The 13,568-nt window shown below is 70.5% G+C and carries 8 protein-coding genes and 2 pseudogenes; 7 read left to right on the top strand and 3 right to left on the bottom strand.

The genetic code is table 11. From position 1 onward, the window contains the following. Both IF00_RS0137725 and IF00_RS0137720 read right to left on the bottom strand, forming a co-directional pair. A pseudogene (locus IF00_RS0137725) lies at positions 1-303 on the bottom strand (flotillin family protein); the annotation flags it as partial. Positions 304-352: 49 nt separating this feature from the next. Next, a complete protein-coding gene (locus IF00_RS0137720; RefSeq protein ID WP_030326169.1) occupies positions 353-859 on the bottom strand; it encodes a hypothetical protein in 507 nt (168 codons plus the stop codon). Positions 860-964: 105 nt separating this feature from the next. Between IF00_RS0137720 and IF00_RS0137715 the strand changes: the two genes are divergently transcribed. Further along, a complete protein-coding gene (locus IF00_RS0137715; RefSeq protein WP_030326167.1) occupies positions 965-1,189 on the top strand; it encodes a hypothetical protein in 225 nt (74 codons plus the stop codon). 343 nt (positions 1,190-1,532) lie between these two features. On the opposite strand, the gene IF00_RS0137710 is transcribed toward IF00_RS0137715, so the two are convergent. Next, the gene (locus tag IF00_RS0137710; protein ID WP_030326163.1) at positions 1,533-2,594 is read right to left on the bottom strand and encodes a PucR family transcriptional regulator; all 1,062 of its coding nucleotides are present in this window, start codon (positions 2,592-2,594) and stop codon (positions 1,533-1,535) included. Positions 2,595-2,821: 227 nt separating this feature from the next. On the opposite strand from IF00_RS0137710, the gene IF00_RS0137705 reads away from it, so the two are divergent. The 6 genes and pseudogenes from IF00_RS0137705 to IF00_RS41885 all read left to right on the top strand — a co-directional run bounded on the left by IF00_RS0137705 (position 2,822) and on the right by IF00_RS41885 (position 13,551). After that, on the top strand, positions 2,822-3,295 hold the full coding sequence (locus IF00_RS0137705; RefSeq protein ID WP_158710571.1) for a hypothetical protein: 474 nt from the start codon (positions 2,822-2,824) through the stop codon (positions 3,293-3,295). Positions 3,296-3,391: 96 nt separating this feature from the next. Next, a complete protein-coding gene (locus tag IF00_RS0137700; RefSeq protein ID WP_030326158.1) occupies positions 3,392-5,416 on the top strand; it encodes a flotillin family protein in 2,025 nt (674 codons plus the stop codon). A 99-nt stretch (positions 5,417-5,515) separates the two neighbouring features. Beyond that, positions 5,516-10,465 carry a DNA repair ATPase gene (locus IF00_RS0137695; protein WP_063740720.1) on the top strand — a complete coding sequence of 1,650 codons (4,950 nt, stop codon included), beginning with the start codon at positions 5,516-5,518 and terminating at the stop codon, positions 10,463-10,465. Positions 10,466-10,525: 60 nt separating this feature from the next. Further along, positions 10,526-10,957: an NfeD family protein gene (locus tag IF00_RS0137690; protein WP_030326154.1), complete on the top strand. Its 432-nt coding sequence runs from the start codon at positions 10,526-10,528 to the stop codon at positions 10,955-10,957. Between the two features lie 3 nt (positions 10,958-10,960). Continuing rightward, a complete protein-coding gene (locus IF00_RS0137685; RefSeq protein WP_051820825.1) occupies positions 10,961-12,019 on the top strand; it encodes an SPFH domain-containing protein in 1,059 nt (352 codons plus the stop codon). Between the two features lie 283 nt (positions 12,020-12,302). Beyond that, positions 12,303-13,551, top strand: a pseudogene (locus tag IF00_RS41885) (alanine/glycine:cation symporter family protein). Positions 13,552-13,568: the final 17 nt, after the last annotated feature.

Here is a 13,568-nt window from a genome sequence, read left to right as displayed (position 1 = left end):
CTTCACACCGCGCAGGGTGACCGCGCCGCGCACCGCGACCGGGATGTGCCGGCTGGACAGGTCGAGCGTGAACTTCTGCTGCACGAAAGGCACGACGAACACACCGCCACCGACCACGACCTTCTGGCCGCTGTTGTCGGTGAACACCCGCCCCGTGGCCGGGTCGGTGGCCTGCTTGCCCCGGCGGCCGGTGATGATGAACGCCTCGCTGGGCCCGGCGACCTTGTAACGCGTGACGACGACGAGGCCGAGCAGGACCACGAGGACGACGATGCCCACCACAGCGGTCAGGACAGGGCTCATGAAGAAACCCCCTTCGATCAGAATGAGAAGGACAGAACGTGGCGCCGGGTCAGCGTTCGACCGGGCGGACGGAGACGGACGTCGGTGAGAGCACGGACTCCACCCACACCTCGGTGCCCCGCGTGACGGGAGTCGCGGCCTTCGCCGCGTACTTCACCGGCTGGCCCGCGAGGTACAGCAGTACCTCGCCGTAGCCGCCCACGGGGATCGCCGTCACCACCGACCCGCTCGTACCGGTCAGGTCCTCGCCGCGCGGTGCGGGCGTGACGCCGTCGCGGAGCAGCGCCCGGCTGAGCCGCCAGGTCCCCCACCCCACGACGCCCCCCGCGACCACACCCGCACCGGTGGCGACCCCCGCCCCCGTACCGACGGCGCCCATCGTGATCGCGCCCGTGAATCCGAGCGCGGACACGAACCCGGCGACCACCGGCAACGACAGAAACCCGTCAAGCCCCGCGCCGATCGAGTCGAGGACCCCCTCCAACACCCCGTCGAAGACCAGCGCCAGGACGAGCAGCACGAGACCCGCGATGCCGAGACCGAGAAACCAGCCCATCTGCGCCACCTGTCCCATGCGGGGCTTCATCCGTTGTTCAAGGATGTTTCCACGTAACGGCATAGATGGTCACTGCCTGGTTCCGGCAGTCTTTACGCGTTCTTAATGCCGTCTGCACGCGTCCGTGAACTCGGCCACGAGGGCGCGCCCGCGGGCGTCCGAGCCGCGCGCCGCAACCCCCGCGTCGTGGCGGCTGCCGTCCTGACCGTCACCGCGCTGCTGGGGCTGATCCTCACCGCCATGCTGGACAGCCGGTCGCCCCCGGCGACGGGAGAGGACGGGGGACCTGCGGCGGTCTCGGGGGCCTACGAAGACCGCGCTCTCCCGTAGCCGGGAACGGCAGCACACCGGTCGGGAAACACCTTCGCGGGTCCCTACGCGGGCAGGGCGGCTCATGCTCGCTGTCGACCGAAGGAGGCCTCGTATGCCGTGGTCCGCAGGAGACGGATCGCCCGCCACCTCGTTGGTCAGCACCGTCCCGTACAGCATGACGCCCGCGGCACCCAGCAGGCGGGTGGGTTCACCGGGCCGTACAAGGCAGCGCGGCCGCCAGCCCAGGAGAACGGCGACACTCGGCGCCAGGAGCAGCACCGCACCGCCGATCAGCAGGACCCAGCTCGCCCAGAGCTGATGCGCCCCTTCCTCCTCCCAGTCTGGTCGCTCAGCCTCGTGATCACAGGGGCTGGTCGGGCCAGTCCAGGAGCCTGGCGCCGACGACGGCCGTCTGGAGCGTGTAGCGCTGGACGGGATCGCCGGGATCGGCGCCGGTCAGGCGGTGGATGCGGTCGAGGCGGTAGGTCATGGCCCGCACGCTGAGGTTGAGGCGGCGGGCCGCCTGGGCGGTGACGCAGCCGGTGTCGAAGTACGCCGTGAGGGTGTCCAGGAGGGGCTTCGCGCCTCCTCGTGCCTGTTGCAGCGGGCCGAGGACGGTGCGGACCAGGTCGGCCATGGCCTGCCGGTCGCGGGTGAGAACGGGGTAGACGAGGAGGTCGGCGGCGTGCAGGACCGGCTCGTCGAGGTTCATGCGGGCGGCGAGGTCCAGGGCGTTGAGGGCTTCCTCGTAGGAGTGGACGACGCCGCCCGCGCCCGGGTGGGCGCGGCCGATCGCCACCTGGCCGCCGTCCGTGGCGGCGTGCGCCTGCTTGGCGAAGTGGGCGAGCACGGCGGGTTCGTCCGCCGGGGCGACGCAGATCAGCCGCCCGTCCTTGGTGGTGAGCAGGATGCGGCGGTTGCCGAAGCGGGCGGTGAGCGAGGACTCGACGGCACGGGTGACCTCGTAGCCGTCGCTGTACGGTTCCCGTCCCTGGGCGACGGCCACCGCGTGGGCGTGGGACAGGAGCAGCCCGAAGCGTTCGGCGCGCTCGGCCAGCCTGCCGAGATCGCTCCGGCCGTACAGGAGGTCGTCGATGAACTCCCGCCGGGCGGCCTCTTCCTGGCGCATCGCCAGGTGCTGTGCCCGCTCGTGTCCCTCGGCGAAGGCGTCGACGGCCTGTTCTACGGCGGACAGGAGGTGGTCGGCGGCTGCCCTCGGCAGCCCCGGGTGTACCCGCTGTGCGGCGGAGAGGTGGGCCCGGATGAGGTCCCGCAGCCCGATGCCGGCTTCAGCGGCCCGCTCTCCGAGGGAGCGGAGGGCCGCGCGCTCCTCCGGAGTGAGCCTGCGGCGGGTCTCACACACGCCCGTAAGGATCTCGGCGTACCCCTCCAGGTACCCCTCGACCCGTTCCCTCTCCGCCACGGTCCCTCCCCGTTCCTGACGCGTCTGATACGAGTTCCTGACGCGCGGGGACCAAGACTGACACGCCGCCCGCCGGGGTTCGCAACCGGCATCAGGAAGACGTCAAAGACTGCATGGTTACGGCAATGCCAAGGCGCCGATTCTGAAGCAGGATGGCTCCACGGAAAGGCATGGGCACGGGCCTGATGCCGGAAGACGGAAACCGTGATGTGCAGGGGGAGAGGGCCATGGGTGAGTTCCTGAGCGCCGCCTTCGGGTTCCCCTCGCTGTCGTTCAGCGCGGCCCTGGTCGCCGTGGCGGTGTTCTGGCTGCTCGTCCTGTTCGGGGCGGTGGAACGGAAGGGCTTCGACGGCGACGTGGACGCGGAGAGGCTGCGTCTCGGCCGGGTGCCCGTCTCGGTGGCGGCCTCCGTTTTCGTCGTCGCCGGCTGGGCCATGAGCGTCACCGGATCCGTACTCCTCGGCCTTTCCGATGTGCCTCGCCCGCTGTCCGCTCTGCTCTCGCTCGCCCTGCTGGTGCTTGCTCCCGTCGCCTCATGGTGGGCGACACGGCGCCTCGTGGGGCCGCTTGCGAAGTTGTTCCCCGACGAACCCGGGCCGTCCCGGCAGGACGCCGCAGGTCCGGCGGTGCTGCCCGAACGCGACCGAGCTGCCGCCTTCGGGCAGCACCGTGCCGCTGTGCGCACACCCCGACGCAGGTAGCCGTCGCTCCGGGAGCGCCCGCCGTCCGGTGCTCGCTCTTCCACAACGCCGCCTGAACGTGCGGCTCCCCCTTCTTCCATCGACACGGGGTTTCTCATGGATGCCATCACCGTGGGCATCGGCGTGCTCGTCGCCGCTGTCCTGCTCATCGTTCTCACGCTGCTCTTCGTGGTCAGCCGGCTGTTCCGCAAGGTGGAACAGGGCAAGGCGCTGATCGTCTCGAAGATGCGGAAGGTCGACGTCACCTTCACCGGGCAGGTGGTCCTGCCCGTCCTGCACAAGGCCGAGGTCATGGACATCTCGGTGAAGACGATCGAGATCTCCCGGACCGGCAGGGACGGCCTGATCTGCCGCGACAACATCCGCGCCGACATCCGGATCTCGTTCTTCGTCCGGGTCAACAAGACGGTCGAGGACGTCATCAAGGTCGCGCAGGCCATCGGCACCGCCCGCGCCAGCGACAAGGAGACGCTGCAGGAGCTGTTCAACGCCAAGTTCTCCGAGGCGCTCAAGACGGTCGGCAAGCAGCTGGACTTCACCGATCTGTACACCAAGCGCGAGGAGCTGCGGTTCCGGATCATCGAAATCATCGGCATCGACCTCAACGGCTACAGCCTGGAGGACGCCGCGATCGACTACCTGGAGCAGACCCCGCTTACCCAGCTCGACCCCGGCAACATCCTCGACGCCCAGGGCATCCGCAAGATCACGGAACTGACCGCCGTCGAGAACGTCCGCACGAACGAGTTCCGCCAGCACGAGCAGAAGGAGATCACCCGGCAGAACGTCGACGCCCGCGAGGCGATCCTGGAGCTGGAGCGGCGCCAGGCCGACGCGGAGATCAAGCAGAAGCGGGAGATCGACACCGTACGGGCGCGTGAGGAGGCCGAGACGGCGCGGGTGGTGGAGGAGGAGCGGCTGCGGGCGCAGAGCGCGTTCCTGAGGACGGAGGAGCAGCTCGGCATCCAGCGGGAGAACCAGGCCCGCGAGGTGGCCGTCGCGCAGAAGAACCGCGAGCGGGTCATCGCCGTCGAGAACGAGCGGATCGAGAAGGACCGCCTGCTGGAGGTCATCGCCCGTGACCGGGAGACCGAACTGACCCGCATCTCCGCCGAGAAGGAGGTGGAGTCGGAGCGCCGTGACATCGCCGAGGTGATCCGGGAGCGGATCGCGGTGGACCGTACGGTCGCCGAGCAGGAGGAGTCCATCAAGCGGCTCCGTACGGTCGAAGAGGCCGAGCGCACCCGGCAGGCCGTCGTCATCGCGGCCGAGGCTGAGGCGCAGGAGAGGCTGGTCAAGGACATCAAGGCGGCCGAGGCGGCCGAGCAGGCCGCCGTGCACCGGGCCGCCGAGGAGCTGACCCTGGCGGAGGCCCGCAACAAGGCCGCCGACATGGACGCCCGCGCCAAGATCCGCCTCGCCGAGGGAGTGCAGGCAGAGGCGGCCGCCGAGGGGCTGGCGGCAGTGCAGGTCCGGGAGAAGGAGGCCGACGTGATCGAGAAGACCGGCCGCGCCGAGGCCGAGGCCACGGAGGCACGGCTGCGCGCCGAGGCGGTCGGTACACGAGAGAAGGCGCTGGCCGAGGCGACCGCGATCGGCGAGAAGCTCAAGGCCGAAGCGGCCGGTCTGACCGAGAAGGCTGCGGCGATGGCCGCGCTCGACGAGGCCTCCCGTACCCATGAGGAGTACCGGCTGCGCCTGGAGGCGGAGAAGGACATCCGGCTCGCCGGCCTCGACGTGCAGCGGCAGGTCGCCGAGGCGCAGGCCACCGTCCTCGCCACCGGCCTGGAGAACGCCGACATCAACATCGTCGGCGGGGAGTCCGTCTTCCTCGACCGTCTCGTGCAGTCGATCGCGCTCGGGAAGTCCGTCGACGGGTTCATGGACCATTCCCAGACCGCGCAGGCCCTGGCCGGCCCGTGGCTGAACGGTGAGGGCTCCTTCACCGAGGACCTGACCAAGGTGCTCGGCTCGCTGTCCACGGGCGACGTGCAGAACCTGAGCGTCTCGGCACTGCTCGCGAAGGTCATGAAGTCCGGCGTGCTCGACGCGCACGCACCCGGCCAGGCCACCACCGCCCCGGCCGAGAGCGCCGCGCTGAACGGCGCGGTCACGAACTGACCGCCCCGGGGGGAGAGCGGTCACAGCGGGTCCGGCGCCGGCATACGGGGGTTGTCGGCGCCGGACCCGCATCCATCACGGGACAAGGAGCGGATCGACATGAGCACCGGAATCGACCAGGACACGTACGCGGTGCTGCGCGACCGTCTTTCGGCGCAGGCGGCCGAGCTGGCCAGGCGTGCCGAGGCGCTCAACACCGCCCGTACCGCCGCCTTCGGTGCCGGTGGTCTGTCTCTCACCGGCACCGACAGCGTCCGCACCGAGGGCGCCCGGGTACTGCTGGACGTCGCCGCCGTGGGGGACGACGTCCTGTTGTTCGGCTGCCACCCGGCCTCCGCGGTGAGCGCCGAGCCGTCGGTCGCCGACGTCTTCACCCTGCATGACCGCGACCTGAACCCGCTGCCCGAGGGCGCGGTGCCCGGACTCCTCGACGACGCCGGCTTCGTACGGGAGTTCTCGGCGCTGCACCGGTACTTCCGAGGCGCGCGCCTGCTCCGGCTGAGGCGCGTGGAGGGCCGGCTCCTCGCCCTCTTCCGGACCGGGCAGAAGGCCGACGACATCCGCGTCCTGCGCTGGTCGATCGGGCCGTCCGGCGAGACGCGGTTCCTCGACGCCCAGGGAGAACGCGACCACGTCGTCCCTCCCTCGCACGACGTGGACTGGGTGGAGACGACCCGCGGCGACCACGTCCAAGGGCGGCACCCGCACATCTCGCTCGACGGCCGCCTCTTCGTCTCCACGGTCGGCGGAACGCTCACGGTCAAGACGGAGAACAACGCCGAGACGGCCGAGGGCGTGTACGCCGAGCCGGTCGACGAGCCGCTCCAGGCGCTGGCCGACGCCGAGGTCGCGCACGCGGCCGTGGGCACCCTGATCCTGGTGCGCGTCCGCCCGTACAAGGAGGAGGCCGTCCGCCACCTCGTCTTCAACGCCCTGACCGGGAGCGTGGTCAGGCTCGACGGACTCGCTCAGGCGTGTCTGCGATTGCCCGGGAACGAGGGGGTCGTGTTCCCCGGCGGCTACTGCCTGGCCTCCGGGGAGGTGAAGACCTTCGATACCGACACCTCGGGACTGGTCTTCGACCGGCTGATCCGTTCGCCCAACGGCGAGGACATCCTCTTCGCCTTCCACACCCGGCCGGAGCGTCGCGGTCTTCTCCTGCCGTACAACCTGATCCGCAAGGAGATCACCCGTCCCGTCTCCTGCCGCGGATACGCGCTGCTCGACGACGGGGCGATGGTCGTGCTGCGCGACGAGACCGGCGAGCCCGGCCGGGTCCACCCCGTGCAGATCTGGCGGACCCCGTACGTCTCCGACACGCACGTGACCCCTGCGGTGGACGGCCCGCTGGCCCGCATCGGCAACGCGGATCTCGTCCGCGGGGTCGCCGACTGCCTGTCGATCGCCCGTCAGGCCACCGAGCTGACCGCCTCCGGCGAGGTATACGAGGCACTCGTCGCCGCGTGTGTGCGCGCGGGCGACGTCCACCACTGGTTGGGAGACCCGGAGACAGGCGACCTGCACACCCCGCTGACAGAACTCCGGGCGACCGCCGTGCAAGTCCTCGACGAGTTCGCGACCGTGACCACGCTCACCCGACAGGCGGCGGAGGCTTTCGCGGAGGCCGCCCAGCAGGTCGGCCGACTGGTACGGCGCATCCGGGGCGAGGCGCCCGCCACCGCCGAGGAGTGGATCTCCCGGATCACCGAACTTCGCCGGGCACAGGGCCACCTGGTGACCCTCAAGGACATGCGGTACGCCGACACGGAGGGCATCGACGCCCTCGCCGGGGACGTCGAGGCCGACATCGCCTGGGCGGCACAGCGGGCCGCCGCCTTCCTCCAGCGAGAGGACGCCTTCACCGCCCACTACGCCGAGGCGGAACGGCTCGCGACAGAGGCCGGGGCCGTCACCACCGTCGCCGAGACCGGCCTGGTCGCCGACCGCCTCGATACGCACACCGCCGGCCTGCGGACCCTCAGCGAGATCATCGCCGGACTCGACATCGGCGACGCCACCGTCCGCACCTCGATCCTGGAACGGATCGCCGACGTCCTGGGCGCGCTGAACCGTGCCCGCGCCGTGCTCACAGCCCGCCGCACCGAACTCCTGGGCCAGGAGGGGAAGGCGGAGTTCGTCGCCGAGTTCGCCCTGCTCGCCCAGGCCGTCACGAGCGCGCTGGCCGCTGCCGACACCCCTGACCACTGCGACGACCAGCTCGGCCGGCTGCTGCTCCAACTGGAGAACCTGGAGTCGCGGTTCGCCGAGCACGACGGCTTCCTCGGCGAGATCGCCGACAAGCGCGCCGAGATGTACGACGCCTTCACCGCGCGCAGGCAGTCCCTCGTGGACACCCGTGCCCGCCGCGCGGAGCGCCTCGCGGCATCGGCCGGCCGCGTTCTGGAAGCGATCGCCCGGCGCGCCGCGACCCTGGCCGACCGGGACGAGGTGAACACGTACTTCGCCTCCGACCCCATGGTCGCCAAGGTCCGGCGCACCGGCGCCGAGCTGAGGGAACTCGGCGACGAGACACGGGCGGAGGAACTGGAGGGCCGACTCGGCGCCGCCCGCCAGGAGGCCGGACGGGCGCTGCGGGACCGTAGCGACCTGTTCTCCGACGGCGGCGCCACGATCCGGCTCGGCCGGCACCGCTTCGCCGTCAACCGGCAGACCCCCGAACTGACCCTCGTCCCACATGAGGACGCCCTCGCCCTCACCTTGACCGGAACCGACTACCGCGTGCCGGTCACCGATCCGGCGTTCGCCGCGACCCGCCCCTTCTGGGACCGGACCCTGCGCTCCGAATCGCCGGAGGTCTACCGGTCCGAATATCTGGCCGCACGCCTCCTGGCCGAGCACGGCCCCGGCAGCCTGGCGGGCGAGGACCTGTACGCGCTCGCGCGACGTGCCGCCGAGGCCGCGTACGACGAGGGGTACGAGCGCGGCGTCCACGCTCACGACACGGCGGCGATCCTGGGGGCCGTCCTCCGTCTGCACGAACGGATCGGACTGCTCAGGTACCCGGCCCCTGCGCGAGCGACCGCCCAGCTCTTCTGGGCCCACGCCGCCACCGCCGACGCCCGCGAGCAGTGGACCTGCCGGGCCGACGCCCTGGCACGGGCCCGTGACCTCTTCGGCGCGGAGTCGGCCCTCGACGGCCTGCGGAACGAGTTGGCCGGGGAGATCGGCGACCCGACGGCCGCCGCGTACCTGATAGAGGAACTCGCCACCGCGCCGGCGGGCTTCGCCGTCTCGGACGCCGCACGGGCCCTGCTCGACAAGTTCCGCCGCGCAGTCGGCACCTCCGCCTACGACGACGCCCTCGCCTCCCTCACAGCGCCGCGCGCGCGGCGCCAGCTCGTCGAGGCATGGCTCACCTCCTACGCGTCGGCGTCCGGGGAACGGTTCGACGAAGGCGTGCTAGCCGAGGCCGTCGCGGTCGAGCTCTGCCCGGACCTCGACCGCTACGAGATCGCCGCCCCCACCACGGAGACGGTCACCGGACTCCTGGGCAGCCACCCCCGCGTGGAGGGACGCGCGCTGGAGCTGCGCCTCGACGAGTTCCTGGCCAGGACGCGGGAGTTCGCCGCCACCGACGTGCCGGCCTTCCGTGCGTACCAGGAACACAGGGCTCGGCTCGTCGCCACCGAGCGCGAACGGCTCCGCCTTGACGAATGCCGGCCCCGGGTCATGTCGTCCTTCGTCCGCAACCGGCTCGTCGACGAGGTCTACCTCCCCCTCATCGGCGACAACCTCGCCAAACAGCTCGGCGCGGCCGGAGACGCCAAGCGGAGCGACTCCCAGGGCCTGCTGCTGCTCCTCTCCCCGCCCGGCTACGGCAAGACCACGCTGATCGAATACGTCGCCGACCGCCTCGGCCTGCTCCTGGTCAAGGTCGACGGGCCCGCTCTCGGGCAGCGGACCGTCTCCCTCGACCCCGATGAGGCACCCGACGCCACCGCCCGCCGGGAACTGGAGAAGATCGACTTCGCGCTGACCGCGGCCGGCAACGTCCTGCTGTATGTCGACGACATCCAGCACACCTCGCCGGAGTTCCTGCAGAAGTTCATCCCGCTCTGCGACGCCACCCGGACCCTGAACGGCCACGACCTGCGCGGCAAGCGCTTCGCCGTCTGCATGGCGGGAAACCCGTACACCGAGTCGGGACAGGCCTTCCGCGTACCGGACATGCTCGCCAACCGGGCCGACGTGTGGAACCTCGGCGACGTACTGACGGGCAAAGAGGATGCCTTCGCGTTCAGCTTCGTCGAGAACGCCCTCGCCTCCCACCCCGTCCTCGCCCCCCTCGCCGGACGCGACCGCACCGACCTGGAGCTCCTGACCAGGCTGGCGGCCGGCGACCCGACGGCCCGCCGCGACCGGCTCACCCACCCCTACGCCCCGGCCGAACTCGACCGGATCCTCGCCGTCCTCCGCCACCTCCTCGCCGCCCGCCAGACGGTCCTCGCCGTCAACGAGGAGTACATCTCCTCCGCCGCCACCGCCGACGCGGCCCGCACCGAACCGCCGTTCCGGCTCCAGGGCTCGTACCGCACCATGAACAAGATCACGGCCCGCATCTCACCCGCCATGAACGACGCCGAGCTCGCCGCCGTGATCGACGACCACTACACCGCCGAGGCCCAGACCCTCACCACCGAAGCCGAGGCCAACCTCCTCAAGCTCGCCGAACTCCGCGGCGTCCTCACCCCGGCACAGGCCGCCCGCTGGAGCGAGATCACCGCCGCCCACGCGCGCGCCCGGGCACTCGGCGGCTCCGGGGACGACCCCTTCGCCCGGGCGGTCGCCGCCCTGGGCCTGCTCGCCGACCGCATCACCGCAGTCGAGACCGCGATCACCCGCGCGACGGACCCGCGCCACCTCCTCGCCCGCCCCGCCGGGCGGCACGCGATACACCGCGCTGACGGCTCCCGAACACCTTCAGAACTGACACAGGAAGAGGAGAAACCACATTTGTCGGCCTGCCCGACCGCGCTTGGAGCAGGCCGACAAGCCTGCCCGAGCGTGCCACCCCGCAAAAAGGGGTAAGAAATCCGAAAGGTGCGCTTTTTCGGGCCTTCGCGGAGTCGCACCTACCGGGAGAGTGCCATGGACCCATGGCTGGTCTGGTTGATCGCCGCAGGGGTGCTGGTGGCGGCGGAGATCTTCACCCTCACGGCCGCGCTCGGGATCCTCGGCGTCGCCGCGGCGGTCACCGCGGGAACCGCCGCCCTGGGACTCTCACCGCCCTTGCAGCTCGCGGTTTTCACCGCTCTGGCCGCGACCAGCCTGTTGTTCGTGCGCCCCGTCGCCGCGCGCCATCTGCTCAAGCCGCAGACCGAGCGCTTCGGCACGGACGCGCTGGTGGGCCGCTCCGCCCGTGTCGTGTCGGAAGTGACGGGGCTGGGCGGCAGGGTCCGCATCGGTGGCGAGGAGTGGACGGCCCGCGCCTACGACGAGACGCTGGTGATACCTCCGGGGGCGACCGTCGACGTCATGGAGATCGATGGCGCCACCGCCGTCGTCTATCCCCGGGAGTGAGTCATGGACGTGCCGGGACTACTCATAGCCGGTCTTATTCTCGCGGCCCTCGCGGTGTTCACCGTGGTGCGGGCGGTGCGCATCGTGCCGCAGGCGCGGGCCCGCAACGTCGAACGCCTCGGCCGCTACCGGCGCACCCTGAGGCCGGGCCTCAACCTCGTCATCCCCTATGTAGACCGCGTCTATCCGGTGATCGACTTGAGGGAACAGGTGGTCTCGTTCCGGCCGCAACCGGTCATCACCGAGGACAACCTGGTCGTCGAGATCGACACCGTGCTGTACTTCCAGGTCACCGATCCACGAGCGGCCGCCTACGAGATCGCCGACTTCCTGCAGGGCGTCGAACAGCTCACCGTCACCACCCTGCGCAACGTCGTCGGCTCGATGGACCTGGAGAAGACCCTGACCTCCCGGGACACCATCAACAACCAGCTCCGTGGCGTGCTCGACGAGGCTACGGGCAAGTGGGGGCTGAGGGTCAACCGCGTGGAGATCAAGGCCATCGACCCTCCGCAGTCCATCAAGGACGCCATGGAGAAGCAGATGCGCGCCGAGCGCGACAAGCGGGCGGCGATCCTGGGGGCGGAGGGGCAGCGCCAGTCGCAGATCCTTACCGCCGAAGGGGACAAGCAGGCCGCCGTGCTCCGGGCGGAAGGCAACCGCACCGCCGAGATCCTCAAGGCCGAGGGGCAGTCCCGGGCCATCGACGAGGTCTTTCAGGCCGTCCACCGCAACGACCCCGACCCCAAGCTCCTCGCCTACCAGTACATGCAGGTGCTGCCCCAGCTCGCCCAGGGTGCGGGCAGCACCTTCTGGGTAATCCCCAGTGAGGTCACCTCGGCGCTTCAAGGGGTGTCCCGCGCCCTCAACGAGGCGCTGCCCCCGTCTCCGGCCACCCGGGAGACGTCCGCGGAGGACGAGGCCGCCACCCAGGCGGCCGACGACGCGGCGAAGGCGGCGCAAGCCGCCGCCGAGGCACTTGCTGACGCGGCCGAGGCCGATGCCGACACGTATCCCTTCACCGCCGGCCGTCAGAAGCCGCAGGCACCAGAGGGCAGGTAAGGGGCGGCCGGTCAAACTCCTGCCGTCGCCGACGCGTCCCGCCGGGTGGCAGGCGGAGGCGCCCTGTCGTGGCAGGAATGCGCAACTCCGCAGGTGGCACCGCCCCCCGTCTGTCCTGTGGGATGCCGGGCACGTACCGGCAGTACGACCGAGATGATCACGCTCTGCGTCCATGGGCGTCGATCACTCGGGTCGCCGACCGGACAACGGCGTTCGCTCAAAGACCGCACCCCCACTGGCGCTGCCTCCCACGCGCCGGTCCTGCGCTTCCGAGGTCCCCACCGTGTCTCTCGATTCCCTCACCCAGTCCGTCGACAGGGCGGTCAGTGGCTTCTTCGAGCCGATAGCCACCTGGCTCGGCGAAATCGTCTTCTACTCCGTGCCCGTCGGAGGTACGGAGCTTCCGATGATCGTGGCGTGGCTCGTCGTCGCCGGTCTGGTCTTCACCGGCTGGTTCGGCGGCACCGTCTCCGGCGGCCCCATGCACTACCTGCCCAAGGACCTGGCCGAACGCTTCGGCAAGAACGGCAAGACCCTCGGCAAGGTCCTCGCCGTCCTCGCCTCGTTCATGATCCTGTTCTTCGGCCTCTTCGGCGGCAACCTCTTCCAGGTCAACCAGTCCTACGCGCAGCTCGTCTCCGTCACAGGCGGCGAGGTCGGAGCCCTTGGTTCCTCGGCCGGTGCGCTGTTCTTCGGCATCCTGATCGCGGCCCTCGTCGGCATCGTGCTCCTCGGCGGCATCCGCTCCATCGCCTCCGTCACCAGCAAGCTGGTCCCCGCGATGGCCGGCATCTACATCGCCGCCTGCCTCGTCGCATCGCTGTCAACGCGAGCGCCGTGCCCTCCGCGGTCTCCACGATCATCGAGGGTGCGTTCAACCCCGAGGGTGTCGCCGGTGGTGTCCTCGGTGCGCTGATCATCGGCTTCAAGCGGGCCGCGTTCTCCAACGAGGCGGCCTGGGCTCGGCCCCGATCGCCCACTCCGCGGTGAAGACCAAGCACCTGGTCGCCCTGCTTGAGCCCTTCATCGACACGGTCGTCATCTGCACCATGACCGCGCTGACCATCGTCATCGCCAACCCCGCCAGCTACGTCGAGCTCCGTAACGGCGGTGAGTCCATCGGCGGCGTCACCATCACCTCCGACGCCTTCGACACGGTCATGCCCTGGTTCCCGTACATCCTCACCGTCGCGGTGATGCTGTTCGCGATCTCCACGGTACTGACCTGGGGCTACTACTGCATGAAGGCCTGGACCCACCTCTTCGGCCGTAGCAGGGCCAGCGAGCTGACCTTCACGGTCCTCTACACCCTCTTCGCCGTCGCGGGCTCCCTGCTCACCCTGCAGACCCCGATCGACATGGCCGACGCGGTGCTCTTCATGCTCGCCGTCATCAACATCATCGGCCTCTACCTCCTCGCCCCGGTCGTCAAGCGGGAGCTGAACACCTTCCTCGCCTTCGCGAAGAAGCGCGACGCAGGCCTCGACACGGACGAGGACACTGACCAGGAGCCGGTGAAGACCACCGTCTGACCGCCCCCGGCGGCCCG

The sequence above is a fragment of the Streptomyces flavochromogenes genome, from assembly GCF_000717595.1.
Lineage (GTDB): Bacteria > Actinomycetota > Actinomycetes > Streptomycetales > Streptomycetaceae > Streptomyces > Streptomyces flavochromogenes.
The sequence above is the reverse complement of the archived record's forward strand: the minus strand, read 5'-3'. Positions and strand labels throughout refer to the sequence as shown.